Source organism: Methylobacillus flagellatus KT (assembly GCF_000013705.1).
GTDB classification, from domain to species: Bacteria; Pseudomonadota; Gammaproteobacteria; order Burkholderiales; family Methylophilaceae; genus Methylobacillus; species Methylobacillus flagellatus.
This window is the reverse complement of record NC_007947.1, coordinates 30,286-56,846: the sequence shown is the minus strand read 5'-3', so window position 1 is coordinate 56,846 and position 26,561 is coordinate 30,286. Positions and strand designations below refer to the sequence as shown.

27 protein-coding genes are annotated in these 26,561 nt (G+C 57.3%); 13 read left to right on the top strand and 14 right to left on the bottom strand.

Annotated elements, in window-relative coordinates; all coding sequences use genetic code 11:
• Positions 1 to 92: 92 nt before the first annotated feature.
• The 12 genes from argC to MFLA_RS00225 form a co-directional block, all read right to left on the bottom strand.
• On the bottom strand, positions 93 to 1,145 hold the full coding sequence (gene argC, locus MFLA_RS00280) for an N-acetyl-gamma-glutamyl-phosphate reductase (protein ID WP_011478425.1): 1,053 nt from the start codon (positions 1,143 to 1,145) through the stop codon (positions 93 to 95).
• A gap of 138 nt (positions 1,146 to 1,283) precedes the next feature.
• Positions 1,284 to 1,676 (bottom strand): 30S ribosomal protein S9, encoded by a 393-nt coding sequence (gene rpsI, locus MFLA_RS00275; RefSeq protein ID WP_011478424.1) that lies wholly within the window; start codon positions 1,674 to 1,676, stop codon positions 1,284 to 1,286.
• A 12-nt stretch (positions 1,677 to 1,688) separates the two neighbouring features.
• Positions 1,689 to 2,129, bottom strand: a complete 441-nt coding sequence (gene rplM, locus MFLA_RS00270) for a 50S ribosomal protein L13 (RefSeq protein ID WP_011478423.1) — start codon at positions 2,127 to 2,129, stop codon at positions 1,689 to 1,691.
• Positions 2,130 to 2,225: 96 nt separating this feature from the next.
• Positions 2,226 to 3,116 (bottom strand): 4-hydroxybenzoate octaprenyltransferase, encoded by an 891-nt coding sequence (ubiA, locus tag MFLA_RS00265; protein WP_011478422.1) that lies wholly within the window; start codon positions 3,114 to 3,116, stop codon positions 2,226 to 2,228.
• Positions 3,117 to 3,131: 15 nt separating this feature from the next.
• On the bottom strand, positions 3,132 to 3,695 hold the full coding sequence (locus MFLA_RS00260) for a chorismate--pyruvate lyase family protein (RefSeq protein ID WP_229407076.1): 564 nt from the start codon (positions 3,693 to 3,695) through the stop codon (positions 3,132 to 3,134).
• 12 nt (positions 3,696 to 3,707) lie between these two features.
• Positions 3,708 to 5,768: an ATP-dependent DNA helicase RecG gene (gene recG / locus MFLA_RS00255; RefSeq protein WP_011478420.1), complete on the bottom strand. Its 2,061-nt coding sequence runs from the start codon at positions 5,766 to 5,768 to the stop codon at positions 3,708 to 3,710.
• Between the two features lie 134 nt (positions 5,769 to 5,902).
• Entirely contained in the window at positions 5,903 to 6,289 is a 387-nt protein-coding gene (locus MFLA_RS00250) for a RidA family protein (RefSeq protein WP_011478419.1), read from the bottom strand.
• A gap of 49 nt (positions 6,290 to 6,338) precedes the next feature.
• Positions 6,339 to 8,561: a RelA/SpoT family protein gene (locus MFLA_RS00245; RefSeq protein ID WP_011478418.1), complete on the bottom strand. Its 2,223-nt coding sequence runs from the start codon at positions 8,559 to 8,561 to the stop codon at positions 6,339 to 6,341.
• Between the two features lie 103 nt (positions 8,562 to 8,664).
• Complete coding sequence (gene rpoZ / locus MFLA_RS00240; RefSeq protein ID WP_011478417.1) at positions 8,665 to 8,877, bottom strand: DNA-directed RNA polymerase subunit omega; 213 nt, start codon at positions 8,875 to 8,877, stop codon at positions 8,665 to 8,667.
• Positions 8,878 to 8,930: 53 nt separating this feature from the next.
• Complete coding sequence (gmk, locus tag MFLA_RS00235) at positions 8,931 to 9,539, bottom strand: guanylate kinase (RefSeq protein ID WP_011478416.1); 609 nt, start codon at positions 9,537 to 9,539, stop codon at positions 8,931 to 8,933.
• A 34-nt stretch (positions 9,540 to 9,573) separates the two neighbouring features.
• On the bottom strand, positions 9,574 to 10,620 hold the full coding sequence (locus MFLA_RS00230; protein ID WP_011478415.1) for a DUF475 domain-containing protein: 1,047 nt from the start codon (positions 10,618 to 10,620) through the stop codon (positions 9,574 to 9,576).
• A 65-nt stretch (positions 10,621 to 10,685) separates the two neighbouring features.
• The gene (locus MFLA_RS00225) at positions 10,686 to 11,552 is read right to left on the bottom strand and encodes a YicC/YloC family endoribonuclease (protein ID WP_011478414.1); all 867 of its coding nucleotides are present in this window, start codon (positions 11,550 to 11,552) and stop codon (positions 10,686 to 10,688) included.
• Between the two features lie 114 nt (positions 11,553 to 11,666).
• Here MFLA_RS00225 and MFLA_RS00220 point away from each other — a divergent pair, with 114 nt between their 5' ends.
• From MFLA_RS00220 to MFLA_RS00190, 7 genes are all read left to right on the top strand, one after another.
• Positions 11,667 to 12,602 carry a serine/threonine protein kinase gene (locus tag MFLA_RS00220; protein WP_048811459.1) on the top strand — a complete coding sequence of 312 codons (936 nt, stop codon included), beginning with the start codon at positions 11,667 to 11,669 and terminating at the stop codon, positions 12,600 to 12,602.
• A gap of 21 nt (positions 12,603 to 12,623) precedes the next feature.
• Positions 12,624 to 13,544: a PP2C family protein-serine/threonine phosphatase gene (locus tag MFLA_RS00215; RefSeq protein WP_011478412.1), complete on the top strand. Its 921-nt coding sequence runs from the start codon at positions 12,624 to 12,626 to the stop codon at positions 13,542 to 13,544.
• A 101-nt stretch (positions 13,545 to 13,645) separates the two neighbouring features.
• Complete coding sequence (gene rph / locus MFLA_RS00210) at positions 13,646 to 14,362, top strand: ribonuclease PH (protein WP_011478411.1); 717 nt, start codon at positions 13,646 to 13,648, stop codon at positions 14,360 to 14,362.
• Positions 14,363 to 14,364: 2 nt separating this feature from the next.
• On the top strand, positions 14,365 to 14,970 hold the full coding sequence (rdgB, locus tag MFLA_RS00205) for an RdgB/HAM1 family non-canonical purine NTP pyrophosphatase (protein ID WP_048811458.1): 606 nt from the start codon (positions 14,365 to 14,367) through the stop codon (positions 14,968 to 14,970).
• Positions 14,967 to 15,200, top strand: a complete 234-nt coding sequence (locus MFLA_RS00200) for a hypothetical protein (RefSeq protein WP_011478409.1) — start codon at positions 14,967 to 14,969, stop codon at positions 15,198 to 15,200. Before rdgB ends, MFLA_RS00200 begins: the two co-directional genes overlap by 4 nt.
• A 31-nt stretch (positions 15,201 to 15,231) precedes the next feature.
• Complete coding sequence (gene hemW / locus MFLA_RS00195) at positions 15,232 to 16,386, top strand: radical SAM family heme chaperone HemW (RefSeq protein ID WP_011478408.1); 1,155 nt, start codon at positions 15,232 to 15,234, stop codon at positions 16,384 to 16,386.
• 144 nt (positions 16,387 to 16,530) lie between these two features.
• Positions 16,531 to 18,096, top strand: a complete 1,566-nt coding sequence (locus MFLA_RS00190) for a sensor domain-containing diguanylate cyclase (protein ID WP_011478407.1) — start codon at positions 16,531 to 16,533, stop codon at positions 18,094 to 18,096.
• Between the two features lie 50 nt (positions 18,097 to 18,146).
• Here MFLA_RS00190 and argH read toward each other — a convergent pair whose 3' ends face one another.
• The gene (gene argH / locus MFLA_RS00185; RefSeq protein ID WP_011478406.1) at positions 18,147 to 19,553 is read right to left on the bottom strand and encodes an argininosuccinate lyase; all 1,407 of its coding nucleotides are present in this window, start codon (positions 19,551 to 19,553) and stop codon (positions 18,147 to 18,149) included.
• Positions 19,554 to 19,608: 55 nt separating this feature from the next.
• On the opposite strand from argH, the gene MFLA_RS00180 reads away from it, so the two are divergent.
• The 6 genes from MFLA_RS00180 to MFLA_RS00155 all read left to right on the top strand — a co-directional run bounded on the left by MFLA_RS00180 (position 19,609) and on the right by MFLA_RS00155 (position 25,479).
• Entirely contained in the window at positions 19,609 to 20,631 is a 1,023-nt protein-coding gene (locus MFLA_RS00180; protein ID WP_011478405.1) for a sensor histidine kinase, read from the top strand.
• Positions 20,628 to 21,374, top strand: coding sequence for a LytR/AlgR family response regulator transcription factor (locus MFLA_RS00175; protein WP_011478404.1), 747 nt, complete (start codon positions 20,628 to 20,630; stop codon positions 21,372 to 21,374). The genes MFLA_RS00180 and MFLA_RS00175 overlap by 4 nt, the downstream gene beginning before the upstream one ends.
• A 98-nt stretch (positions 21,375 to 21,472) precedes the next feature.
• Positions 21,473 to 22,405, top strand: coding sequence for a hydroxymethylbilane synthase (gene hemC / locus MFLA_RS00170; RefSeq protein WP_011478403.1), 933 nt, complete (start codon positions 21,473 to 21,475; stop codon positions 22,403 to 22,405).
• 38 nt (positions 22,406 to 22,443) lie between these two features.
• Entirely contained in the window at positions 22,444 to 23,214 is a 771-nt protein-coding gene (locus MFLA_RS00165) for a uroporphyrinogen-III synthase (protein WP_011478402.1), read from the top strand.
• On the top strand, positions 23,207 to 24,298 hold the full coding sequence (locus MFLA_RS00160) for a uroporphyrinogen-III C-methyltransferase (RefSeq protein WP_011478401.1): 1,092 nt from the start codon (positions 23,207 to 23,209) through the stop codon (positions 24,296 to 24,298). Before MFLA_RS00165 ends, MFLA_RS00160 begins: the two co-directional genes overlap by 8 nt.
• On the top strand, positions 24,298 to 25,479 hold the full coding sequence (locus tag MFLA_RS00155; RefSeq protein WP_011478400.1) for a heme biosynthesis HemY N-terminal domain-containing protein: 1,182 nt from the start codon (positions 24,298 to 24,300) through the stop codon (positions 25,477 to 25,479). Before MFLA_RS00160 ends, MFLA_RS00155 begins: the two co-directional genes overlap by 1 nt.
• A gap of 51 nt (positions 25,480 to 25,530) precedes the next feature.
• Here MFLA_RS00155 and MFLA_RS00150 read toward each other — a convergent pair whose 3' ends face one another.
• Positions 25,531 to 26,559 carry a CDP-6-deoxy-delta-3,4-glucoseen reductase gene (locus tag MFLA_RS00150; protein ID WP_011478399.1) on the bottom strand — a complete coding sequence of 343 codons (1,029 nt, stop codon included), beginning with the start codon at positions 26,557 to 26,559 and terminating at the stop codon, positions 25,531 to 25,533.
• Between the last annotated feature and the right edge of the window lie 2 nt (positions 26,560 to 26,561).

Genomic DNA, 26,561 nt, shown 5'->3' with positions numbered 1-26,561 from the left:
AATACCAGGCCCGGTAAGATTTGACCGTTACCGGCTTGGTCGGCTTGTGGAAATGCCGCTTGACGCGACGCGAGATGCGCTTCATCCGCCAATCAGGGCAGCAAAGGAACGGTGTTCAGCCCTGCCTGCTCATCCAGCCCGAACATGATGTTCATGTTCTGCACTGCTTGCCCTGCCGCGCCTTTGACTAGGTTATCCTGCACCGCAATCACCGTCAGGTAGCCGCTATCCGGTTGCGAGTGCAATGCCAGGCGCAACTGGTTGCCCCCGCGAACCGTACGCGTTTCCGGCAAACTGCCTGGAGGCAGAACATCGACGAACGGCTCATTCTGGTATCGGGTCTCGTACAGAGCCTGGGTGTCTGTCTTCAGTCCCCGGGCTGACAGCTTGACGTAAATGGTGGACAACATGCCGCGAATCAGCGGAACCAGGTGAGGCACAAAAATGAATTGCAGCGATGTACCAGCCAATAGCTGCAATTGCGCAAGAATCTCCGGGTGGTGCCGGTGGCCGGCAACACCATAGGCTTTCATGTTGTCGCTGGCCTCCGCAAACAAGGTCGCAACCTCCGCCTTTCTGCCCGCGCCGGAAACACCCGATTTGGAGTCAGAGATGATGGGAACCGACAAATCGACCAGTCCTTGCTCCAGCAACGGCGCCAGTCCCAGCAATACGGTCGTCGGGTAGCACCCTGGGTTGCCGATCACCTGGGCGGAACGCACTTGTTCACGATACAGCTCAGGAATGCCATATACCGCATTCGCCAGGATATCAGGACAGCCGTGGGGCAGTTTGTACCATTTCTCGAAGACTGCCGTATCCTGCAACCGGAAGTCCGCTGCAAGATCAATCACCTTCACGCCCGCTGCTACCAGCGCCTGTGCCTGGCTCATGGCGACGCCATGCGGTGTTGCAAAGAACACCACGTCGCACTGCGACAGGTCGGCCTGGGCAGGATCGGTAAAGGCAAGGTCTACGCGCCCACGCAGGCTGGGAAACATATCCGCAACCGGCAGCCCGGCCTCGCCACGCGAGGTGATGACGCTCAACTCCGCATCAGGATGCAAGGCCAACAAGCGCAATAACTCGACGCCGGTATACCCAGTGCCCCCGACAATACCCACTTTTATCTTCTTGCTATGCATCACCTGACTTTACCTTCCGTTTGCTCCAGGCCATTTCTACAGAAATCTATAGTAACAAAAGCCTTGCCTGTTTTGAAAACGCCAAAACAGAAAAGCCGCAACAAGTGCGGCTTTTCATTAACAGCAACAACGTAAAGCTTAACGCTTGGAGAATTGCTTACGGCGGCGCGCCTTGCGGAGGCCAACCTTCTTACGCTCGACTTCACGTGCATCACGCGTCACGAAACCTGCCTTGGACAAGGCACTCTTCAATGCCGCATCGTAGTCGATCAGCGCACGGGTAATACCGTGGCGCACTGCACCGGCTTGACCAGACTCACCGCCGCCAGTCACGTTCACCAAGATATCGAAGCTGCCTTCGTTCTCGGTCAGTGCCAATGGCTGGCGCAAAATCATGCGTGACGTCACACGGGAGAAGTATTCGTCAGCAGGCTTGTCGTTCACAACGATGTTACCGCTACCGGACTTCAGGAATACACGAGCTACCGAACTTTTGCGGCGGCCTGTACCGTAGTTATATTTACCAATCATCGCTGCTTATCCTTATGCTTGACTTTGGATTACCAATGGCTGCGGCTGTTGCGCAACATGGTCATGCTTATCACCAGCATAGACCTTCAGCTTGCGGAACATGGCATACCCCAGTGGCCCCTTTGGCAGCATGCCTTTGACAGCTTTCTCCAGTGCACGGCCAGGGAAACGCTCTTGCATCTTACCAAAAGTTGTTGTGGAGATACCGCCTGGGTAACCACTGTGACGGTGGTATTTCTTATCCAGCGCCTTGTTGCCAGTTACCTTGATCTTGTCGGCATTGATCACAACGATATAATCGCCCGTATCCACGTGCGGTGTGTAAATAGTCTTATGCTTGCCACGCAGGCGGTGCGCAATTTCACTCGCCAAACGGCCCAGCACCAAATCCGTAGCATCTACCACGAACCAGTCGCGCTTTACTTCATGCGCTTTTGCAGAAAAGGTCTTCATCGGACAAACCAATATTCGCTGAAAAATTAAGAGGCGGATTGTATGCCAGGCGCTTGAGCTTTGTCAAACATTTCCGCGCTGCATTATTCAATTTCCCTAGATACTTAAAATACTTGATCTGAAATAATCGCTCGCCAACACCCCGACGAAGATCGCGGCGCCAAGCCAATTGTTGTGCAGAAACGCCTTGAAGCAAGACTGTCGATCACGATCGCGGATCAACGCATAATGATACAGAGCAACCAGCGCCGCAACCCCCAGCCCTGCGAAATAGGGCCAGGATTGCTGCAGCCGTACTCCCACCCAAGCCATCAAGATCAGGAAAGCGCCGTAGCACGCCATGACGGCGAAGACGTCCAGCCTACCGAAGAAAATCGCCGAAGACCTGATACCGATATTGAGATCATCATTGCGATCCACCATGGCATATTCTGTGTCATAGGCGATCGCCCAGAACACGTTGGCCAATAGTAATATCCAGGCCTCCAACGGCAATTGGCCTGTGATCGCTGCAAATGCCATCGGGATACCGAAGCCGAACGCAATGCCGAGATAAGCCTGGGGGATGGAGAGGAAGCGCTTGGTCAGCGGGTAACTGGCGGCCAAAAACAAGGCTGGAAACGACAAGGCCACCACCAAGGGGTTGAGCTGCAATACCAGAATAAATGCGACAAGGCTCAATGCCAGTGCCAGCAAAACGGCCTCCTTCGTCGTCACGTCACCAGTTACTAGCGGACGTTGACGGGTACGCTCTACATGACCGTCAAAATTGCGATCGGCCAAATCGTTCATGACACACCCTGCCGAACGCATCAACACGGTGCCGGCAATGAAGACAAACAATACCAGACCATCTGGCCAGCCCGGGCTGGCCAGCCATATCCCCCACAAAGTAGGCCAGAGCAGCAGCAAGATGCCAATAGGTTTGTCCAGCCGGGTCAGGCGATAATAGGCTTCGAGTTTTTGCCTAAGAGAGGGATTCTTCATTTCAAACAGTCTGCCCTATTTATTGATCAAGGGAAGTTTCAACACGCTAGGCAGGAACAACTCGCTCACCAGCACTGCCTTCCTTCCCAGCCTGAATACCGAGCGCCTCGCCCATATCGGGCCGCGCATCGCAGGAATATGCGCCACAGCCAGGCGATAGAGAAAATGCTGCGGTGAAAGTTTCTTGTACTGCAATGCGCCGCGGCACATGCGCGGATCAGCAAACAAGGCGCTGCCGAGCGAATGAGACCCCAGGCGGCCAAGGCCACGCCAGGTGCCTCGCATGGCTTGCTGGGGCAATAAGCTATGGGCAAACACTACCGCCTCGCCGTCACAACGCAATATGACATCCCGCTGCAAGGTATGCTGCCGAGGTAACACCTGCAATAGCTGCGCTTCGGCAAGAGGCGGCTTTTTCCTCGCCAGATGCAAGGGCTGCACTGCAAACTGCCTGCTATGTTGCTGCAAGCGCCTGGTCAATGAACCACGCTCGGTGAGCCAGGGACGGTAATGTCGAGCACCTACGGCCCGCTTGAGCCAACGGTCACGCATCTGCGGGAAGTGGGTAAAGACTTTCACTCACCGATTATCTCAGACTTTGACCAATTCTTCCGCATGCCCTAGCCAGCGCGCCAGGTGGGCTTCTGCCGCCCGAGGTGATTTCTCCAGCAATTCCGCCGCGATATCGCGCGCGGCCTCCAGCAACTCCTGGTCCCGCTCCAGGTCGGCAATCTTCAACATCGGCACGCCGCTCTGCCGTACGCCCATGAATTCTCCTGGCCCGCGCAACGCGAGGTCGGCCTGGGCGATGGCAAAACCATCATTCGATTCGTAGATAATCCTGAGGCGCGCGCGCGCCGTTTCCGAGAGCTTGCCCTCCTGATAGAGCAGGATACAGCTGCTTTTGGCTGCGCCGCGCCCGACCCGGCCACGCAATTGGTGCAGTTGTGCCAGACCCATGCGCTCGGCATGCTCGATTACCATCAGGCTGGCATTGGGCACATCCACGCCCACCTCGATCACGGTAGTCGCCACCAGCAGCTGGGTTACGCCTGCGCTGAACGCAGCCATCACCGCCTGTTTCTCGGCAGGCTTCATGCGGCCATGCACCAGCCCCACGCGTAAATGCGGGAAAGCCTCGCGCAAGCGCTCGTAGGTTTCGGTCACGGTCTGCAATTGCAATACCTCAGACTCTTCGATCAAGGGGCAGACCCAGTATGCCTGACGCCCCTCCATGCAGGCATGCTGCACACGCTCCAGCACTTCGTCGCGCCTGGCATCGGACACCAGCCGGGTCACGATGGGAGTGCGCCCGGGCGGCAGCTCGTCGATCACCGATACGTCGAGGTCGGCAAAATAGCTCATGGACAAGGTTCGCGGAATCGGCGTGGCACTCATCATGAGCTGATGCGGCTGTACGCCCTTCTGCCGCAATGACAAGCGCTGCTGCACGCCAAAGCGGTGCTGCTCGTCGACAATGGCGAGTCCCAGCCGCTGGAACACTACCTGTTCCTGAAACAAGGCATGGGTGCCAATCACGAGCTGCGCCACACCGTTCTCCACAGCAGCCATCATCTCGCGCCGCTCCTTCTTGCCCTGGCTGCCCGACAGCCAGGCTACCCGTATGCCTAAGGGCGCCAGCCAAGTCTGCATTTTCTGGTAGTGTTGCTCGGCAAGGATTTCCGTCGGCGCCATGATGGCCGCCTGCCAACCGTTTTCAACCGCCTGCAGCGCCGCCATTGCGGCGACGATGGTCTTGCCACTGCCGACATCGCCTTGCAACAGGCGCTGCATGGGGTAGGGCTGCTCCAGGTCGCGGCAAATCTCTACGGCGACGCGCTGCTGAGCCTGGGTCAGGGTAAATGGTAAGCTGCGCAGCAAAGCAGTCACCAAGGTGCGGGACGGCGCCAATGCAGGCGCACCCTGATGCCTGCGACGCGCATGGTGCTTGCGCATGGAAAGCTGCTGCGCGAGCAATTCGTCAAAGGCCAGCCGCCGCCATGCAGGATGGTCGCGGGATTCCAGGCTGCGCAGCGCCGTGTCTGGTGTCGGATGGTGCAGGAGGTGCAGGCTTTCCGAAAAGCTTGGCAAGGAAAGTCCACTGTATATTTCCTGCGGCAGGATTTCCGCAATATCCACGTGCTCCAAAGCCCAGGATATCCATTTGCGCAACACTGCCTGGCTCAAGCCTGCCGTGGTGGGATAGAACGGCGTCAATGCCTCGGCAACTGGCGCATGAGCTTCCACCTGTCTGCACTGCGGATGCACCATTTCCCAGCCAAAGAAACCACCACGCACCTCGCCAAAAGCGCGAATATACCGTCCTTCTTTCAGGGTGGCGACCTGGCTGGGGTAGAAATGCAGGAAACGCAATACCAGTTGCCCAGTATCGTCGCGCAACCGACAAACCAGTGCCTTGCGCGGACGGTATTGTACTTCGGTATGCACGATCTCGCCCTGGACCTGGGCCTGCTCGCCGGTATGCAGATCACGGATCGCCGTAATGCGGGTTTCGTCGAGGTAGCGCAGGGGCATGTGCAGCAACAGGCCCTGCCAGTTGCAGATGCCAAGCTTGGCAAGCCGCCCCTGCAATGCCGGGGTCATGCCTTTAATGCCATCGAGCTTGCTGTTGGCCGGTAGTTTCGACGCCATGATCCTGGGAAGTTATTGATCCTGGCTGAATCGCTCACGTCTGAGCAGGCAGGAAAATTGGCAAGCGATCCTGGTGGCATTGCTGGGCGCCTGTACTCGACACAAATGCAGTAATGCCGTAGGAAAGTCGTGTGCTAGGCGCCAATCTCCAGTACACCATCGGCTTCTACCAGCGCGTTGCGCGGCAATTGCGCCACGCCGACCGCTGCACGGGCAGGATAAGGCTGAGTGAAATATTCCGCCATGATGGTATTCACCAGCGCAAAGTGGGAAAGGTCAGTCAGGAAAATATTGAGCTTGACCACATCAGCAAGCGAACCGCCAGCGGCTTCCGCCACAGCCTTGAGGTTTTTGAATACCCGGTGAACCTGCGCCTCGATGCCATCCACCAACTCCATGGTCGCAGGATCAAGACCAATCTGCCCGGACAGGTAGACAGTGCTGCCGTTGACTTTGACTGCCTGGGAATAAGTGCCGATCGCTTGGGGGGCGCCATCGGTATGGATGATTTGCTTGGCCATGTATCTCTCCTGAAAACTGATTGAAGTATTGTTGGTTGAAAATAAAGCGCTACTGGATCCGTTGCTCGGCCCCGGACCCCTTGACGCGATTGATGCGCACCACATCCGGGATCTTGCGCAGGCGCCGCATCAACTCGGCCAGGTGCACGCGATTCTCCACCTGCACCGTGAAATTCATGTTGGTATAGGTGCTATTGTCCGCCTCTTCCATGCTGACATTGTCAATGTTCGAGCCGGCCTCGGCAATGCCGGAGGCAATTTTCGCCAACATGCCGCGGCGATTTGCCACCACCAGCTTGAGGCTGACCTTGTACAGTCTGTGACCCTGCGGATCCCATTCCACATCCAGCCATTTGTCGGGGTCAAGGCGGAATTTGCGTATTGCAGGGCAATCGTGCGTATGGATCACCAGCCCCTTGTCCTTGTTGATAAAACCCAGAATGGGATCGCCGGGAATGGGGCGACAGCATTGCGCAAACTGTACCGCCATGCCTTCAGAACCGCGGATCGTAATCGTGTCCAGTATCTTGGCAGGCGCTTTCTGCTGCTCTGTCACGGCGTCCTGCTGTCCGGCTTGCGCCATCAACTGGTGCGCCACCATCACATTCAGGCGCTTGCCCATGCCGATGTCCGCAAGGATTTCGTCCTTGCTCTTGGCGCCATAATCCCTGACCAGGCGTTGCCAGGCCGACTCATCAATCTCCGCAGGATTCGCGTGCAGCGCACGCAGGGCCTGGTTCAGCATGCGCTCGCCCAGCAAGGCCGACTCGGTAGACTGCATGGACTTGAGGTAATGCCGGATATGGGCACGCGCCTTGCCAGTCAGCACATAATTGAGCCATGCAGGGTTGGGATGGGCATGGGCGGCGGTAATGATTTCCACATGGTCGCCATTGTGCAGCTCGGTACGCAAGGGAGCGAGCTCCTGGTTGATTTTTACCGCCACACAGCGATTGCCGATGTCAGTATGCACCGCATAGGCAAAATCAACTGCCGTCGCGCCCTTGGGTAAGGCCATGATATTGCCCTTGGGCGTGAAAACATAGACCTCGTCGGGGAACAAGTCCACCTTGAAATGCTCGAGAAACTCGAGCGAGTCCGTACTTTCGCTCTGGATGTCCAACAGGCGCTGCAGCCACTGGTGCGTCTGCTGCTGCAAAGCCGTCAAATGGGCATCTGTAGTCTTGTACAGCCAGTGCGCGGCAACCCCTGCATCGGCAATGTTATGCATTTCACGGCTGCGGATCTGGATTTCTATCGGGGTGCCGAACGGGCCGAACAGCGTCGTATGCAAGGACTGATAGCCGTTGGCCTTCGGAATGGCGATATAGTCTTTGAACTTGCCGGGAATGGGCTTGTAGAGTCCGTGCAGCACGCCTAGCGCAGCATAACAGGTCGGCAGGTCACGGACGATGACCCGAAAGCCGTAGATATCGTAGATTTGTGAAAACGTGATGGTCTTCCCCGTCATCTTTTTGTAGATGCTGTAGAGGTGTTTTTCCCGGCCAGTCACTTCGGCTTCGATATTTTGCTCTTTCAGGCGCTGGTTGATGGCATCTAGGATTTTGCCGACCACTTCCTTGCGGTTGCCGCGTGCCGCCATGACCGCCTTGGAGATCACGCGGTGCCTCATGGGATAGAGATACTTGAAACTCAGATCCTCAAGCGTCTGGTAAATTTCGTTCAGTCCGAGCCGGTTGGCAATCGGCGCATAGATATCCAGCGTTTCGCGCGCAATACGACGCTGCTTCTCCGGCTTCATGACGTCGAGCGTGCTCATGTTGTGCAGTCGGTCAGCGAGCTTGACCAGGATCACGCGTACATCCTGCGACATTGCCAGGAGCATTTTGCGGAAATTCTCCGCCTGCGCCTGGGTCGCACTCTGGAATTCTATCTTGTCGAGCTTGGATAGACCGTCTACAAGTTCGGCAACCTGCTTGCCGAACCTGTCACTAATCTCCTGCTTGGTAACGCCGGTATCCTCGACCACATCGTGCAGCAAGGCGGCGATCAGGGTGGGAGGATCAAGATGCAGCTCGGCAAGGATGCCCGCAACGCTGACGGGATGAGTGACATAGGGCTCACCGCTGCGACGCACCTGGCCCTCATGTGCCGCCGCACTAAAACGGTAGGCATCCCAGATGTGGTCTATGTCATCTTGCTTGAGGTATTCCCGCAGGCGCAGGGTGAGCTGGGAGTCTTCGCTGTCGGCTGGCAGCAAAGGAGGGGGTGAAGTTGGTTCGGCTGGTCTTTTGGCTGCGGTCTTAGGCATAAATTCCAGTCATCATTCTGTTCTACATGGTCGCCAACCCGGAAGCATGATCCGGCATCACCCGGCTGCATCACCAGCTCGCATTCACTACTTTGTCGTGCGATCAGGCATGCCCGCGGTTAAGCACTTCCAAGCCGACCTTGCCTGCTGCAATCTCACGCAATGCCAGCACAGTGGGCTTGTCCTTGCTGCCGTGCACATTCACGAGCGGCTCCGCGCCATTGGCGAGCTGGCGGGCGCGGTAAGCGGCCACCAAGGTCAGCTGGAAACGGTTGGGTATCTTTTCCAGACAATCATCAACAGTAATACGTGCCATGTTATGAATATCTCCTGAATGTTGTCATGTCATCTACATAGACCGGAAGCGGGCTAAAGCAGTTTCTGCACCACATCCTGATAACGGATGAGCTGCTTTTCACGCCGCAACCGCTGGCTGCGGATAATGGCCCGCAGGTCTTCCAGTGCATGTTCGAATCTGTCGTTGATTGTAACATAGTCAAATTCTGTCACGTGGCGCATCTCTTCCCTGGCTGCAGCAAGCCTGCGCGCAATGACTTCGGCACTATCCTGCGCACGGTTGTTCAAGCGTTGTTCCAACGCCTCCATCGAAGGCGGTAGGATGAAGATGCTGATGGCGTCGGCATATAGGCTGCGCACCTGCTGCGCACCCTGCCAGTCGATTTCCAGAATCAGGTCATATCCTTCCGCCAGTGCGGAATTTACCGTCGACTGCGATGTACCGTAATAAGCACCGTGCACCTGCGCGCTTTCGAGAAAATCACCATGGTTGAGCAGCTCCACGAACCTGGCCTCCTCAACAAAATGGTAATGCACGCCGTCCTCCTCGCCGGGCCGAGGCTTGCGCGTGGTATGGGAGACAGAGAGCTTGATATGCTCGTCACCGTCTAGCAATGCGCGCACCAGAGAGGTTTTCCCGGCGCCTGATGGCGCGGTGATGATGAATAGATTGCCTTTCATAGCATGAATGTTCCGTCCACAGACTTTTAAGAAATCAGACCCGATGCGCCAGCCTGCGCTTGTAGAAAATGGATGACAACAATGCCGCGATGATGAACACCACGCCGATCAGCCCGCTCACCACCTCAGGCACGGGCCGGTAGATGGTGTAGAACATGACTAGACCGAGGACGCCTATCGCATAATGGGCGCCATGTTCCAGATAAACATAGTTGTCGAGCGTACCCTTGTACACCAGGCGTACGGTCATGGAGCGCACGAACATCGCACCTATGGTCAAACCCAGCATAATGATCACCACATCGCGGGTAATCGCAAACGCACCGATCACGCCGTCGAACGAGAATGAGGCGTCGAGTATTTCCAGATAAAGAAAACCCATCGCACCGTTGCGCTTCGCCGTCTTGGCAAAAGCGTCGCCCTCGGCCTGCGAGGAAAAGAACCCGCTCAAGCTGTCGATGAACACATACAGCACCACACCACTCAGTCCTGCCAGCAGAATAGTCAGGCGCTCTGCCTGCGAGATGGGCAAGAAATTCTGCAGGCTCAGCAGAATCAGCAGAATGAGGATGATCTTAATCGACTCCAGGCTGCCCAGCTTGCCGAAAGCCGCCTCCAAGCGCCCCAGCCAATGCAACTCTTTTTCCGGGTCCAGCAGGAAGCTCAGGAACACCAGGAACAGGAAGGAACCACCGAAGGCCGCAATCGCGGTATGGCCGTCATCGAGGTAGTCGGCGTACAGCACCGGATTATTGATGGCCATATCGGCCACATCCAGCAACCCCTGGTCAGTGGCTGCAGCCACCAGCAGCAGAGGGAACAGCAGGCGCACGCCGAACACGGCAATCAGGATGCCTACGGTCAGAAAGATGTGCCGCCACTTCTCATCCATTTCCTTGAGGATAGAGGCATTCACCACAGCATTGTCGAAAGACAGGCTGACTTCCATGATGCCGAGTATCAATGCCACGCTGAGTGCAGGCCAGATGCCGACCAGCCCACCCTTGCTTTGATACCCCCATAGCGCAGCCAGCCCGAGGCAGAGGAAAGTGACAAAAAAGGAATATCTGAAATCGCGCATTGCTTAAGTTCCGGATCGATGAGGTTCATGGTCAGGCATTGCCTGTGCCAGGATAATCGGGACAGCTATTCTATGTTCTGCACCTGCTCGCGCATTTGCTCGATCAGCAGCTTGAGTGCCATGGCGGCCTGTGATACTTCGGTGGAAACAGACTTGGAAGCCAGCGTATTGGCCTCGCGGTTCAATTCCTGCATGAGGAAATCCAGCTGCTTACCTGCCGGGCTGCCCGCCTCGAGAATGCGCTTGACTTCCTCTATATGCGCGCCCAGGCGGCTCAGCTCCTCATCAACATCAATACGCTGGGCAAAGATGGTGAGCTCCTGGCGGATACGCTCATCATCCGCCGAACCCATCGCATCCTGCAATTTGCCATAAAGGCGCTCCCGGTAGATATTGACCTGCTCAGGAAGCAAGGGACGCACCCTGTCAACCAGAGTTTCCATTTCCGCCAGGCGGTCGACAATGATGGCCTTGAGCTTGGCGCCCTCGCGTGCGCGTGCTTCGGTCATCTGCTGCACCAGCTTCATCAGGCTTTCACGAATGGCGATCGACAGGGCTTCGTGGTCTATCCCTTCACTCGACACTACCCCCGGCCATCGCAGAATGTCCGCCACGCTCAAGGGCCGGCTTTCCGGAAAATGGCGCTGCACGCTGACCATCATCTGTGCTAATTGCTGCAATACCGTATCATCCAGTTGCACTTGCCGTTGCTCGGTATCACGCTGAGCCAGGCTGATGCGGCATTCCACCTTGCCACGCTTGAGGCGCTGGCCGATCAGCTCGCGCACCTGTGGTTCGAACATGCGCACATTGTCATCCAGCTTGAGTTGTAATTCGAGGTAGCGATGATTGACCGAGCGCAGTTCTAGCACCAGAACACCATGGCTCACCTCTTGCTCCAGCGAGGCATAACCCGTCATGCTGAAAATCATATTGATGGCAATTCCTGATTAAATTTGGCCCATGGTATCAAATCCAGAGGGTTTCATGACAGAATAGCCTGCAAATTATAGGTTTTACCCTTGTCTCTCATCATTCACCAGCCCATGTCCGCCAACCAGAACCTTGCCCTGCCGCCAGGCTACCAATTGCAGGGATATGAAATCAAAAAGCTTCTCAGTGCTGGCGGATTCAGCTTTGTCTATATTGCACGCGACCTGGAGAACAACACCACAGTTGCCATCAAGGAGTACCTTCCCAACATGCTCGCATTGCGCAAGGAGGGAGACCAGGTACGTATTCCGACCAATGAAGCCGCCGCAGGATTCCGCTTCGGACTGAAATGCTTTTTCGAGGAAGGTCGCGCACTAGCCAATATTGAACACAAGAACATCGTGCGCGTGCAGAACTTTTTCCGTGCCAATGATACCGTCTACATGGTAATGCGGTATGAACGCGGAAAGTCTTTGCAGGAATATGTGCTGGCGCGCGACACGCCATTGCCGGAAACCATGCTGCGCAGCGTGTTCGGCCAGTTGCTCAATGGGCTGCGCGAGGTGCACGCGCAGAAGCTGCTGCACCTCGACATCAAGCCTGCCAACATTTATATCCGACTGGATGGTTCTCCCGTATTGCTGGATTTCGGCTCTGCCCGCATGGCGCTCAACGAAGCATCCAACGCCTTGCCGCCTAGCTATACCCCGGGCTTTGCCTCACCAGAGCAGTATGGGGACCGCAAGCAGCTGGGCCCTTGGAGCGATGTCTACAGCATAGGCGCCAGCATGTATGCTTGCTTGCTCCAAGCGGCACCACAAGCTGCGGATCAACGCGTCAAGAAGGATCAGCTGGTGCCTGCAGCGCGGCTGGGCAAAGGCAGATATTCGCCCAACCTGCTGGAGATCATCGACAACTGCATGGCCTTGGATTACATGGACCGCCCTCCCAGCGTATTTGCCTTGCAGAAATCCTTGCTGGATGAAACGCCGCTGCCGGTACGCCATGGCTGGCTACACAAAATCTCTACATTGTTCACCCGCGATTGATATAGAACAGGCTGAACCACCATGAAATTCACGATACACCAGAGCAGCCGCAGCGGAGGAAGGCTTGTCAACCAGGACCGCGTTGCTTACTCCTATAGCAAGAATGCCTTGTTGCTGGTCCTTGCTGACGGCATGGGCGGGCACCAGCGTGGCGAAGTTGCCGCCCAGCTCGCGGTCACAATGCTGACCAGCGCATTCCAGCGCGCAGCCCAGCCGGAGCTGCCTGATGTAGTGGCATTTCTGGAAACCGAGATCATGAAATTGCATGAGGCCATCCACCAGCTGGCAAAAAACCGCGAATTGCCAGAAACACCCAAGACCACCCTGGTCGTCGGCATTCTGCAACACCAAACGCTCTATTGCGCCCATGTGGGCGACTCACGGCTCTATCATTTTCGCAACGGCAAGCGGTTGTTCCGCACCGAAGATCATTCGGTCGTCCAGTTGATGCTGCAACAGGGCAAGCTGGATGCGAAATCCATGCTGCAGCACCCCGACCGCAACAAGATATACAACTGCCTGGGCAGTGAATTGCTGCCCACTATCGACATCGCCCCCCCTTCTCCCCTGAAAGCCGGCGACCAGATACTGCTCTGCAGCGACGGCCTGTGGGCCCAGCTCAGTGATGAACGCATGCAGGATATCCTCAACAATGGCCTTGGCGTCGCCCACAGCGTACCCAGCCTGCTGGATGCGGCAGAAAGACTGGGAGGCAAGGACATGGACAACCTGAGCGCCATCGGCGTGCAATGGGAAACCAAGGCTGAACAGCCCCTGACCATCTCCACGCTTGACATGTCGCTGGCTCAGTCCCACACCATCCTGGGCTTGGCAGCGCCGGCAGCCAGCAGCTCGGCGGCGCGGGCTGCAGATCTGGATGAAGAAGATATCGAGCGCGCTATCGCGGAAATCAACGCAGCAATCAAGCGCAGCAAATATTGAACCCATAGCCACCGCTCAGGACTAAGCAGCAGGCCGTGGCAATCGTCACGCTTACCCTGGCCATCGCATATAATATGCACTTTGCAATTTCAGGAAACATCATGCGTCCCAGCAACCGCGCTCCAGACCAGCTAAGAGAAGTCGAGATCATCCGCCATTACACCAAGCATGCGGAAGGGTCGGTGCTGGTCAAGTTTGGCGACACTCATGTATTGTGCACCGCCAGCGTCGAAGACAAGGTTCCGCCCTTCCTGCGCGGGAGGAATCAGGGCTGGACAACTGCGGAATACGGCATGCTGCCCCGCTCTACCGGTAGCCGCATGGATCGCGAAGCAGCGCGAGGCAAGCAGTCGGGCCGCACCCAGGAAATCCAGCGCCTGATCGGGCGCAGCCTGCGCGCCGTCATCGACCTCGGGAAGTTGGGCGAGCGCACTATTCACCTTGATTGCGACGTGATCCAGGCAGACGGGGGCACGCGTACCGCGAGTATCACCGGTGCCTATGTCGCCCTGCATGATGCCGTTGGTTTCATGCTGGCAAACGACATGATTCAAGAGTCACCCCTGCGCGATGCCGTGGCCGCGATCTCGGTAGGTGTCTATCAGGGCACGCCAGTCCTGGATTTGGATTACATTGAGGATTCCGCCTGCGATACCGACATGAACGTGGTCATGACCGGCAGCGGCGGCTTTGTCGAAATCCAGGGCACCGCAGAAGGCGAGCCGTTTCAGCGCGCAGCTATGAACCGCATGCTGGAGCTGGCCGAAAGCGGCATCCGCACCCTGTTGCTCAAACAGAAGGAAGCGCTGGGGCTATAATGATGGGAATGCCTTTCCAGAAACTGGTGATCGCCAGCGGCAACCAGGGCAAGCTGAAGGAAATCCAGACTTTGCTCGCGCCGCTGTCGATTGAGGTACTGCCGCAATCCGCGCTCAATGTGCCGGAGGCGGAAGAACCGTTCGTGACTTTCATCGAGAACGCTCTGGCCAAGGCGCGCCATGCCAGCCGCTATACCGGCCTCCCGGCTCTGGCCGATGATTCCGGTATCTGCGTCAATGCCTTGCAGGGTGCGCCGGGCGTCCATTCCGCACGTTATGCTGGCGAACCCAAGTCCGACGAGCGCAACAACCAGAAACTGCTGCAAAGCCTGGATGGCGTGCATGACCGGCATGCCTACTACTATTGCGTGATGGTCCTGGTTCGCCATGCAGATGATCCGCAACCATTGATCGCAGAGGGTGCCTGGCACGGCGAAATCCTTACTGCGCCGCGAGGTAGCGGCGGCTTTGGCTACGACCCGTTATTCCTGGATGCCAAGACCGGACAAACCGCAGCGGAACTGTCGGCCGAAATCAAGAACCGCATCAGCCATCGCGGGCATGCACTGGCCAAGCTTGTGCAGCAACTGGAAAGATTAGCGTCATGAGCGGAAACTGGCCTAAGTGGTTGCGAGACGACGGCAGCGTCGTTTCCTGCACGGAAAAAGTCAAAGTCATGACCGAGAACTTCGACGAAATCAGGCAGATCGCCCAAGATGCCCTGGAGGACGGCCTATTGATGGAAGTGTCCGAGGCACAAATGCGCGAAGCACTGCATCGCCTGATTGACGAACTGGTGAATCCCTATCAGCACAACCATAGCAATCAAGACGATTAGCGCTCCCCCTGGGCAGCCAGCACCTGCAGAAATGCTTGCCTCGGCGCCAACCCAGCCCCCGCCGTTGTCGCTTTACATCCATATCCCATGGTGTGTGCGCAAGTGCCCTTATTGCGATTTCAATTCGCACGAGTCGCGCACCGAGATTCCAGAAGCAGCCTATGTCGATGCGTTGATTGCAGACCTAGAGCAGTCGGTACCACGCATCTGGGGACGTCGCGTGCACAGTATTTTCTTCGGCGGCGGCACACCCAGCCTGTTCTCGCCCAAGGCGATCGACCGCATCCTCAGCAATGTGCGGGCTCTCGTGCCCTTGAGCGTGGATTGCGAGGTCACGCTGGAAGCCAATCCGGGCACCGTGGATGCCGCCCATTTCCGCGGATACCGCGCGGCAGGCGTCAACCGGCTCTCGCTTGGCATTCAGAGTTTCGACAGTACCTATCTGCAGAAACTCGGGCGCATCCATGATGAGGCACAGGCCATGGCCGCTGCCGATCTCGCTCTGCAGACCTTTGATTCCGTCAACCTGGACGTCATGTACGCATTGCCCGGACAACACCTGGAACATGCCCTGGCCGACGCGCAACGCGCCTGCAGCCTCCAACCCGCACACCTGTCGTTCTACCATCTGACGCTGGAACCCAATACGCCGTTTCACCGTACTCCGCCTGCATTGCCGGACGACGACACCAGTGCCGCCATGCAGGAAGCGATAGAAGACCTGCTGGGCCGGCATGGCTACGAGCATTACGAAACCTCGGCGTTTGCGCAACATGGCAAGCAGTGCCGCCACAACCGCAATTATTGGCTGTTCGGCGATTACCTGGGCATCGGGGCCGGCGCACATAGCAAACTGAGCTTCCATGACCGCATCACGCGCGAAAGCCGCCACAAACATCCCAAACGCTACCTGGAACATGCCAGCCGAGGCAATGCCGTGGAGCACCAATGGCAGATTGCCAGGCATGAACTGCCCTTCGAGTTCATGATGAACGCCTTGCGGCTCACCGGCGGCTTTGCACCCGCACTTTTCGAGCTACGCACCGGCCTGCCGCTGGAAAGCATTGCCCATACGCTGCAACATGCTGTTCAAAAAGGGTTATTGGACGTAGGCCAGGAGCGCATTGCCCCCACATTGCTGGGACAACGCTTCCTGAATGAACTGCTGCAACTGTTCCTGGATTGACTGTCTCACACTAAGTTTCACTTTGTAGGACAAACTCTGTATTAGAATACAGCGATTCTGGAAGGGCATGACTGTCAGGCATGAGGGTGAGCATTGCCAGCCTTGCCCAGAACATCAGGGGAAACCTACAACTTGGGTCAGGCCATGGATCAACATAAAAAGTCAGTTGAAACTGCACGACAAACCCTTATTCAGCTTGCCAAGAGCCGGATAGCGCCAACACCCGATAATTATCGCAAAGTCTATTATGCCATTGATGGCCGGGCTGCCACGGAAGATAGCGCAGTGGCCATAGGCCGGCTATTGAGCAACGTGCTCAAGGAAGTTGGCATACAGCATCCCCCCTACGGCACTCGCATCAACCACATCCTCAACCTCCTTGAAACAGAGGATTGGAACCGCCTGGAAACTGCGCTGCTGCAGCTGCTGACAGATTTGTCCAGACACGTCGCACCGGCCGCCGCCACAACACAAGACAGGGCTGGCCTCGTGACGCTCTGGCGCAACATGCTGATCAGGACGCTAGACCTGGTAGTCATACCCCAACTACAGGAAGTCCCCGATGCCCAGGCGCGTGCAAACGCCTTGCTGCAAGAAGCACAGCTGGCGCAAAGCCGAGAAGACATCCTGGCCTTGGAAACCGCATTGAAAAACATCCTGTTTAGCCTGGAAATGCACTTGGATACCCAGAGCCAGCTGCAATTACGGCTGCTGCATCTGCTGCGACTGCTGGTCGTGAGCATGGAGGCCTTGGTGCTGGAAGAACAATGGCTTCAGGGCCCGACGGCGGCAGTGCGCGAAATTCTGACCCAGCCATTGAATCTGGACTCATTGTCAAAGGCTGAGGATACGCTGAAAGACCTCATCTTCATGCAGGGCCAATTACGGCCGGGGCTGATCGAGGCCAAGAAGACACTGAAGAAAATGGCAGAGATATTCGTGGCACAATTGGCGGAAATTACCCTGGCAACAGACGATTACCAAAGCAAGCTGAATGGCTATCGCGATGAAATCAGCCATAGTGACGAAATACAGGACCTCAACCATGTATTAAGCCGCCTGCTTGAAGATACCCAGGTCATCAGCAGCATGACACAACACTCCCGCAACAAGATCATGGAGGCGGAAAGCAAAGTAAGGGAAGCAGAAAAGCAAATCTACGAACTGACCCTGCAACTAGACCGCATCAATGAAATCGCGCATGAGGATTACCTGACCGGCACCTTGAACCGCCGCGGGATGGATGAGGCACTGGTGAGGGAACTCAACCGGGCTGACCGGTTCGGCATGCCGCTCAGCATCGCCATGATGGATATCGACCATTTCAAGCAGATTAATGACAATCTTGGCCATGCCACCGGCGACCAGGCCCTGGCGCACCTTGCCTCGGTCATCAAGGAGTCGCTGCGCACAACGGATGTGATCGCACGCTATGGCGGCGAAGAGTTCATCATTCTCCTGCCCGGCACTGCGGAGCAGGACGCAATCAGTGTCATTATGCGCGCGCAACGGGAGCTGACACGGAAAATTTTCCTGCACAATGACAGCCATATCCTCATCACTTTCAGCGCTGGTGTCGCCGAGCGCAAGGCAGGTGAACCGGCCGACGCCATCATCGGACGTACAGACCAGGCCTTGTACCGGGCAAAAAACAGTGGGCGCAACCGGGTGGTGGGCGCCAGCATGCTTGATCAGGCGACGGAACAGTAGAAACCCCAAAGCCCCGCAAGCGGGGCTTTCGCCAATCGTTCAGGTATTTGTCACCCGAGCAAGGCCCGGGCACGCTTCAATGCCTCACGCACCTGCGCTGGCGCCGTGCCGCCGCGATGGTTGCGGCTGGCCAGCGAGCCTTCCAGCGTCAGTACCCCATATACATCTTCGGCAATCTCGGGACTAAATTTTTGCAATTGCGACAAGGAAAGGTCGGCCAGGTCGCAGCCCTGTTCCACGGCATGGCGCACCGCCAGCGCCACCACTTCGTGCGCATCTCGGAACGGCATGCCTTTCTTCACCAGATAGTCGGCCAGGTCGGTAGCGGTAGCAAAACCCTCTGCCGCCGCCAGGCGCATCGCGTCCTTGTTGACCTTGATCCCGCGCAGCATATCCGCGTAGATTTCCAGCGTCACCAGCAAGGTATCCACTGTATCGAACAATGGTTCCTTGTCTTCCTGGTTATCCTTGTTGTAGGCCAGCGGCTGGCTCTTCATCAAGGTCAACAACGCGACGAGATGTCCGTTGACGCGCCCGGTCTTGCCGCGCACCAGCTCCGGCACATCCGGGTTCTTCTTCTGCGGCATGATGGACGAACCGGTGCAGAAGCGATCGGCAATGTCGATAAAGCCGAAGCGCGGGCTGGACCAGAGTATCAGCTCTTCAGAGAGGCGGGACAAGTGCGTCATGATCAATGCCGCCGCCGCGGTAAATTCGATCGCGAAATCGCGGTCAGATACCGCGTCCAGCGAGTTTTCACAAACCGCCTCGAACCCGAGCTCATGTGCAACGCGCTCACGGTCTATGGGATAGCTGGTGCCAGCCAGTGCCGCCGCGCCCAGTGGCAGGCGATTGATACGCTTGCGGGCATCCACCAGGCGTTCCGCATCGCGCTGCAGCATCTCGAAATAGGCCAGCAGATGATGGCCGAAGGTCACGGGCTGGGCCACCTGCAAATGCGTGAACCCGGGCATCACGGTATCGGCGTGCTGTTCCGCGAGCGCCACCAGCGAGGCCTGCAATTTGCGAAGGCGGCTCAAGGCATCATCCACCATTGAACGCAACCAGAGGCGGATATCGGTCGCTACCTGGTCGTTGCGAGAACGCCCCGTATGCAAGCGCTTACCTGCATCACCGATCTTGTCTGTCAGGCGTTTCTCGATATTGAGATGTACATCTTCAAGATCCAGCAGCCAGGCGAATTCGCCATTGCGGATCTCGTCCATAATCTCGCCCAGGCCCTGCTCTATCTGGGCCACGTCATCCTGGCTGATGATGCCCTGGGCACCAAGCATGCGGGCATGCGCCAGCGATCCCTGGATATCGTATTCCGCCAGCCGATAGTCGAAGCCCACCGAAGCGGTATATTGCTTGACCAGCTCGGCCACGGGCTCGTTGAAACGTCCGGACCAGGTTTTGGAAGAGGGTTGATTCAAGTGATTGGACTTTTCTGTCATGATGTTGCGTGATGAACTCACGATACCGATAAGTGTGGAAATAGTGCGCTAAACCATGGCCATTATAAAGCAAAACGCCATTCATTCCGCGAAGCTGCCCGACTTCCGCAATCTCGGCATCTGCCTGCGCATCCTGGTGGTTGCCAACCTGATGGGCTTGTTCGCTTCATTGGCCAGCATCGCCACCCTGGCAGAATGGCTGCCAAGCTTCACGCGCTGGTGCGCCTTCATGCAACCCGTGCTCCTGGCAAGCCTGTTGGTGCTGTATGCGTTGCAGCCCTGGCTGGCTAGGCTTGATGCCATCCTTAGCTACACGATGGCAGGCCTGGTGCCTACGGCACTCAGCCTGCTGGCCCACATGACAGCCGTCCATGCACTCAATATCGAATTGCCTGGTAGCCCCTTGCGCAGCATGACACTGACTGCGGGCATTGCGATCATCACGCTGACCTACCTGCAACTGCGCCAGCGCGCCCTGACGCCTGCGATCTCAGAAGCCCGTTTACAAGCCTTGCAAGCCAGAATACGTCCGCATTTTCTCTTCAATAGCATCAACGCTGTGCTTTCCATCGTACGCAGCGATAGTCGGCGGGCGGAAACCGCGTTAATGGACATGGCCGACCTGTTCCGTGTCTTGATGGCGGACAACCGCGAGCTGGTACCTTTGGCGCAAGAGCTGGCCTTGTGCAGGCAATACCTGGCACTGGAGAAACTTCGCCTGGAAAACCGCCTGAGTGTTGATTGGCAAGTCGACGAAATGCCACCGGACGCCATGATTCCCCCGCTCATCCTGCAACCTCTGCTGGAAAACGCCGTCTACCATGGCATCGAGCCACTGGATGCAGGTGGCACCATCGTCATCCAGTTCAGCCGCACGCGCGATGAGCTGCATATCCGGCTACGCAATCCCTACCGGCCCGGCTCGGGCAATCATCAGGGCAACCGCATGGCATTGGGTAACATCCGAGAGCGTCTGCAACTGCATTTCGACGCTGAAGCACGTCTCACCATCCGCCAGGATGGCAACGAATTTACCGTGCATATCATCATCCCTTACCGCAACAGGACCGTATCATGAGTGGCTCCCTGCTCAATGTCGTGATTGCCGATGACGAGCCGCCAGCTCGCAACCGCTTGCGCGACCTGCTCGCCGATATCCCAGGCGTGGCACTGGTGGGCGAGGCCAGGCATGGCAACGAGGCGCTTGATCTGGCCCAACAGCTCCAGCCCCACGTGTTACTGCTCGATATCCGCATGCCCAGCATGGATGGCATAGAAGCCGCCAGCCATGCGCAAAAGCTGGCCCAGCCGCCGGCCATCATTTTCACTACCGCGTTCGACGGCTATGCCATCCAGGCATTCGAAATGAATGCCGTCGACTATTTGCTCAAGCCTATTCGGCAGGAACGTCTTGCATCTGCGCTCCACAAAGCCCGCGTGCTGCTGCCAGCCCAGCTCGAAGCACTCAGGCCATTGCAGCGCGCACGCACGCATTTCAGCGTCAGCGATCATGGCCGCATTCTTCTCATCCCGGTGCACGAGGTCATCTACCTGCGTGCCGAGCTCAAGTATGTCACCTTGCGCACTCGGTTGCAGGAGTACCTGATCGAGGAGTCGCTCACCAGCCTGGAACAGGAGCTGGGACACCTCTTCCTACGCCTCCATCGCAATTGCCTGGTGGCGCAAGCCAGCATCAGGGGCTATGAGAAACGCAACAATAACGGCGAAAGCAGGTGGCACGCCATCCTCAAGGACGTTCCGGAGACTGTCGCCGTCAGCCGGCGGCAGTATCACCTGCTGCGCAAGCTGGTCTCGCATTAGGCTCCCTCTGATCTAAAAGCAAGACCGGACATGCTAAGATAGCGCTTTATAATGACAAACCGGCAGGCGGCCATTATGCCGGCCTGCCCGACTTCCCCATGAACGCTCCCAAGACACTGGTGATCGCCTCGCGCGAAAGCGCATTGGCCATGTGGCAGGCCCAATACATCCAGGGCCGTTTGCAAACCTTGTATCCGGAAACCGAGGTCACCATCCTCGGCATGACAACCACAGGCGACCAGATCCTGGATTCACCCCTGGCCCGTATCGGCGGCAAGGGCTTGTTCGTCAAGGAGCTGGAGCAAGCACTGGCGGACGGCCGTGCCGACCTCGCCGTGCATTCCATGAAGGACGTGCCCATGCATTTGCCGCCCGGCTTTGCCCTGGCCGCGATCAGCGAGCGCGATGACCCGCGCGATGCGTTCGTTTCCAATGATTACCCCAACCTGGCCTCCCTGCCTGCAGGCAGCATTGTCGGCACCTCCAGCCTGCGCCGCCAGAGCCAATTGCAGGCACGGTTTCCCGGCCTCAAGGTGGAATCGCTGCGCGGCAACCTGCAGACCCGCTTGCGCAAACTGGACGAAGGTCAGTACGCCGCCATCATCCTCGCCGCTGCCGGCCTGAAGCGCCTGGGACTGGCATCTCGCATCCGGGAATCGATTGATCCCGACAACAGCATCCCCGCCGTCGGGCAGGGCGCACTGGGTATCGAGATCAACGCTGAACGCCTTGACCTGCTGAAGGTGCTGGCGCCGCTCAATCATCCCGAAACTGCAGCCTGCGTGGAAGCAGAACGCGGCATGAGCCGCGCCCTGGCAGGAAGCTGCCAGGTACCGTTGGGCGCTTTTGCCCAGCAACATGGCGATACGCTCCAGATGACCGGTTTTGTTGCGAGCATTGACGGCAAGGAATTTTTGCGCGAATCGGTCCAAGGCCCTGCTGAGCAACCGGAAGCTTTGGGCCAGGCACTGGCTGCCAAACTGGTGGCACTGGGGGCGGACCGCATTCTTGCTGCGCTCCCGCATGAGTGACCTCCCGCATGGCTGATTTCATTGGGTAATCTTGGCATATGGTTAATTTAACAGGCCGCCATATTGCAATCACACGGCCACTCGACCAGGCCACCCGCTTGACCAGCATGATCGAAGCCGCTGGCGGGCATGCCATCGGCTTTCCGCTGATTGCCATTGCCCCGCTGCAGGATTACAGCAGCTTCGAGCAAACCCTGGATGAGGTGACCATGCAAGACTGGCTGATCTTCATCAGCTCTAACGCTGTCCAGCATGCCATGTCAAGGCTGCAGGCAAAATTGCCCCAATGGCCGCCAGCCAAGCCACAGTTCGCCGCAATCGGGCCGGTCACTGCCAGCCAGCTGATGCAGTATGGCATCACCAATGTGCTACAACCCGAGCATCGTTTTGATAGCGAATCCCTGCTCGCCCTGCCCCAAATGCAGGCGGTCAAGGGCCTACGCATCATGATCGTGCGCGGGGTCGGGGGCCGCGAACTGATGGCCGATACCTTGCGTGACCGTGGCGCCGAAGTCAGGTTTGCAGAATGCTATCGACGCATCAACCCGCAGGCAGATGCAGGAAAATTGCAGTCGCTATGGCACAATGGGCAACTGGACACCATTGTGGTCACCAGTAGCGAGGCAATGCGAAACCTGCTTGCCATGACCGGCAGTGGCACAGCAGAATGGCTGCGTGACATCACAATCTGCGTCAACCATGCCCGCATCGCCGAACTGCCATCCAGCCTGGGCCTGCGTGTCCTGATTGCGTCAGCACCTGGGGATGACGCCATGATGCAATGCTTAAGTAAAGTAAACCATGACTGAACAACACACACCTGAAGCCCAGACACCTCTTGCACAGGCCAGTACGGCCAGCAAACCTTCGTTCCTGGCCTGGCTCGCCCTGATATTGGCGGTCGGGGCGATTGCCTTGACCTCCTGGCAGTGGCTGAGCACGCGCCACCGGTTCAATGCGCTCGAGCAGACACTGACCCAGCGACTCGAACAGTTCAACGTGACCAACCAGCAGAGCCTGGCCTTGGCCAAGAATGCTGACGAGCGCAGTGCCGAAGCCAATGGACGCATCATCCGCCTGGAGCAGCAGCTCGCGGAATCCCGCGACCAACAGGAAGCATTGCAAACCTTATACATGGAACTCGTCAACAATCATGACGAGCGCCTCATTGCAGAAGTCGAGCAGTTACTGGTGATCGCCAACCAACAACTGCAACTTGCAGGCAATATCAAACCGGCCTTGTTGGCGCTGCAAACGGCAGATTCCCGCCTGCAGCAAATGGATAGTGTACCCGCCGTCCAATTGCGCAAAGCCATTGCCAAGGATATCCAACGGCTGCAGGAGTTGCCGCAGGTCGATACTATCGGCATCAGTCTCAAGCTGGAAAACCTCATGGAGAGCATAGACACGCTTCCCTTGGTGAGCGAACGGCATCCGAAGACAACGACGCCAACAGCCACCATGGCTGAGGAAAACCAATTCCGCAAGCTGCTGCGCGAAATATGGGATGACCTCAAGGATATGATCCGTCTGGAGCGCGTTGACCGGCCGGAGCCACCTTTACTGGCCCCTGACCAGACCTTTTTCCTGCGCGAGAACCTCAAGCTGCACCTTCTGACCGCTAGGACTGCTCTGCTTCAGCGCGACGAAAACGCTTACCGTGCCGACCTGCACCAAGCAGAACACTGGATCAAAAGCTATTTCGACCTGCGCGAACAAAGCACCATTGCCGCGCTTGATACACTGAAAGAGCTTTCAGCCAGCACCATCGTCATCCAATTGCCCGACCTTTCAGAAACGCTGGGCCTGGCCAGCAAATACAAGCTGACGCTGGAGCGCACCAACAACTCCGAGCGTACTGCGGATAGAGCCAACCTGGAACGAGGTCAATAGTGCGTGTACTGATCTGGATACTGTTCATACTGGCGCTTGCCATCGGCGTATCACTGCTGGCGGGGAACAACGAAGGGTATGTGCTGATCGTGCGTCCGCCCTACCGCCTGGAACTGTCGCTCAACCTGCTACTCATCCTGATCGTGCTGGCATTCGTTTCGCTCCACCTGCTGCTCCGCTTCATCCATTACGCGCGCGACTTGCCTGCCAATGTTCGCGCCTACAAGGAAAACCGCCGCATACGGCTTGGTCATGCCGCCCTGCTCGAAGCCTTGCATGCCATGAGCCAGGGCCGCTACCAGCTTGCCCTGAAAGCAGCATCCAAGGCGCTCGATTACGGTGAGGATCCCAGCCTGACAGCCCTGCTGGCGGCCCGCGCCTCGCACAAGCTCAAGCAGAAAGGCCAACGCGACTACTATCTGGCAGAGGCCGAGCGCCTGGCTCCCGAAGCTGCGGTGGCCAGGCTGTTGATGCAAGCAGAACTCCTGCTGGATGACCGCCTGTACAGCCAGGCCCTGGACGTGCTGCATAAAATCGAAAAGATCGAGCCCAGATTCGTACCCGCCATGCGGCTCGAATTGAAAGTACAGCTACGCCTCAACAATTGGGAACAGGTCCTGACTTTGCTGCAGCAACTTGAGAAGCATGACGGCATGGAAAGCTGGCAGGTGCGGGAAATCCGCCACCAGGCCCACCAGCATTTGATCGCGCGTTACAGCAAAGATTTGAATGCCCTCATGGCCTATTGGAAAAAAGTGCCGGAAGATGACAAGCTCAATACGCGCATCGCCAACATCATGGCCGAAGCCCTGATCAAGCTGAACGCAGGCAACCAGGCACAGGAAGTCATCGAGATGAGCCTGACCAAAACCTGGGACAGCGAGCTTGCCGGCAAGCTGGGCGACTGTGCGAGCACCAATCCCCACAAGCAGTTGCAGCAGGCAGAGCATTGGCTGCTCAGCCACGAGCAAGATGCCCAGCTCCTGTTGTCACTGGGCAAGATGTGCGTCCGCCTGGGCCTGTGGGGCAAGGCGCAAAGTTATCTGGAAGCCAGTATCAGCGTGCAAGCTTCCGCTGCGGCGCATCTCGCCCTGGCGCACTTGTTGGAAAGCCGCGGCGAAACCGATGCGGCCAATCATCACTACCGGCTCAGCGTGCAGTTCTGCCGGGATGAAAAATAAAGCAAGCGGAACAATCCCCATGAGGGACCACCGCCTCACCCGGTGCCAGACCTAGATAGCAGCCTTTGCCCCGGGATTGGCAAACGTGAAGGCATCGGAAAAGAATTCCTGCTCCGGCAGTCCATGAGCCTGGAAATCCCGGTGCGCGACCTCCACCATCTGCGGGGCGCCACAGCAATACACCTGGTAAGCCTGCATATCGGGGTGATCCTCCAGCACCGCCTGGTGCACCAGCCCGGTACGGCCTTGCCATGCATCTTCCGGCACGGGATCCGACAACACCGGGATATAACGGAACCAGGGATGCTCTTCCTGCCACCGCCGCGGCAAGGCGTCGAGATAAAGGTCTGCACGAGTCCTGGCACCCCAGTACAGCGTCATCGGGCGCTTCATGCCCTGCTGCAAGGCATGTTCGACAATGCCTTTTACTGGGGCGAATCCCGTGCCCCCGGCCACCAGAATGACAGGTCGCAGACTATCCTCCCGCAGGAAGAACGTCCCGAATGGCCCTTCGATGCGCAGGATGGTTTTTTCCTGCATTTCATTGAATACATACTGCGTGAACTGGCCGCCGGGCACGAGGCGCATATGTAGCTCGAGAAAACGGTCTTGATGCGGCGCACTGGCAAGTGAGAATGCACGGCGCCTGCCATCATTGAGCAGGAATTCGATATATTGACCCGCCATAAACTGCATGCGCTCGTGGCTCGGCAACTTCAGTGTCATACCCATGACATCGTGAGAAAGCTTTTCGAGCTTCTCCACACGTACAGGCATGATACGGGGCGGAATGCCTTCCCCGACCACCTCCCGGCATTCGATCACCAAGTCGGCCAAGGGCCGGGCACAGCAAAACAGCGCCTTGCCAGTTTTCTTCTCGAGCTCGCTCAATGCACTGTCGAAATATTCACCATACTCGACATCACCGGCCAGCAACTGACCCTTGCAAGCACCACAAGTGCCATTGCGGCAACCATAAGGAAGATTGATTCCCGCCTCAATCGCGGCATCCAGCACGGTATCGTCATCCTCGACAATGAACGTGCGATCACTAGGCTTGATAATGACTTGAAAAGACATGG

Coding starts and splice junctions, on each gene's coding strand:
- argC (WP_011478425.1), bottom strand. CDS start 1,145: ATGCATAGCAAGAAGATAAAAGTGGGTATTGTCGGGGGCACTGGGTAT.
- rpsI (WP_011478424.1), bottom strand. CDS start 1,676: ATGATTGGTAAATATAACTACGGTACAGGCCGCCGCAAAAGTTCGGTA.
- rplM (WP_011478423.1), bottom strand. CDS start 2,129: ATGAAGACCTTTTCTGCAAAAGCGCATGAAGTAAAGCGCGACTGGTTC.
- ubiA (WP_011478422.1), bottom strand. CDS start 3,116: ATGAAGAATCCCTCTCTTAGGCAAAAACTCGAAGCCTATTATCGCCTG.
- recG (WP_011478420.1), bottom strand. CDS start 5,768: ATGGCGTCGAAACTACCGGCCAACAGCAAGCTCGATGGCATTAAAGGC.
- MFLA_RS00250 (WP_011478419.1), bottom strand. CDS start 6,289: ATGGCCAAGCAAATCATCCATACCGATGGCGCCCCCCAAGCGATCGGC.
- MFLA_RS00245 (WP_011478418.1), bottom strand. CDS start 8,561: ATGCCTAAGACCGCAGCCAAAAGACCAGCCGAACCAACTTCACCCCCT.
- rpoZ (WP_011478417.1), bottom strand. CDS start 8,877: ATGGCACGTATTACTGTTGATGATTGTCTGGAAAAGATACCCAACCGT.
- gmk (WP_011478416.1), bottom strand. CDS start 9,539: ATGAAAGGCAATCTATTCATCATCACCGCGCCATCAGGCGCCGGGAAA.
- MFLA_RS00230 (WP_011478415.1), bottom strand. CDS start 10,620: ATGCGCGATTTCAGATATTCCTTTTTTGTCACTTTCCTCTGCCTCGGG.
- MFLA_RS00225 (WP_011478414.1), bottom strand. CDS start 11,552: ATGATTTTCAGCATGACGGGTTATGCCTCGCTGGAGCAAGAGGTGAGC.
- MFLA_RS00220 (WP_048811459.1), top strand. CDS start 11,667: ATGTCCGCCAACCAGAACCTTGCCCTGCCGCCAGGCTACCAATTGCAG.
- MFLA_RS00215 (WP_011478412.1), top strand. CDS start 12,624: ATGAAATTCACGATACACCAGAGCAGCCGCAGCGGAGGAAGGCTTGTC.
- rph (WP_011478411.1), top strand. CDS start 13,646: ATGCGTCCCAGCAACCGCGCTCCAGACCAGCTAAGAGAAGTCGAGATC.
- rdgB (WP_048811458.1), top strand. CDS start 14,365: ATGGGAATGCCTTTCCAGAAACTGGTGATCGCCAGCGGCAACCAGGGC.
- MFLA_RS00200 (WP_011478409.1), top strand. CDS start 14,967: ATGAGCGGAAACTGGCCTAAGTGGTTGCGAGACGACGGCAGCGTCGTT.
- hemW (WP_011478408.1), top strand. CDS start 15,232: ATGCTTGCCTCGGCGCCAACCCAGCCCCCGCCGTTGTCGCTTTACATC.
- MFLA_RS00190 (WP_011478407.1), top strand. CDS start 16,531: ATGGATCAACATAAAAAGTCAGTTGAAACTGCACGACAAACCCTTATT.
- argH (WP_011478406.1), bottom strand. CDS start 19,553: ATGACAGAAAAGTCCAATCACTTGAATCAACCCTCTTCCAAAACCTGG.
- MFLA_RS00180 (WP_011478405.1), top strand. CDS start 19,609: ATGGCCATTATAAAGCAAAACGCCATTCATTCCGCGAAGCTGCCCGAC.
- MFLA_RS00175 (WP_011478404.1), top strand. CDS start 20,628: ATGAGTGGCTCCCTGCTCAATGTCGTGATTGCCGATGACGAGCCGCCA.
- hemC (WP_011478403.1), top strand. CDS start 21,473: ATGAACGCTCCCAAGACACTGGTGATCGCCTCGCGCGAAAGCGCATTG.
- MFLA_RS00165 (WP_011478402.1), top strand. CDS start 22,444: ATGGTTAATTTAACAGGCCGCCATATTGCAATCACACGGCCACTCGAC.
- MFLA_RS00160 (WP_011478401.1), top strand. CDS start 23,207: ATGACTGAACAACACACACCTGAAGCCCAGACACCTCTTGCACAGGCC.
- MFLA_RS00150 (WP_011478399.1), bottom strand. CDS start 26,559: ATGTCTTTTCAAGTCATTATCAAGCCTAGTGATCGCACGTTCATTGTC.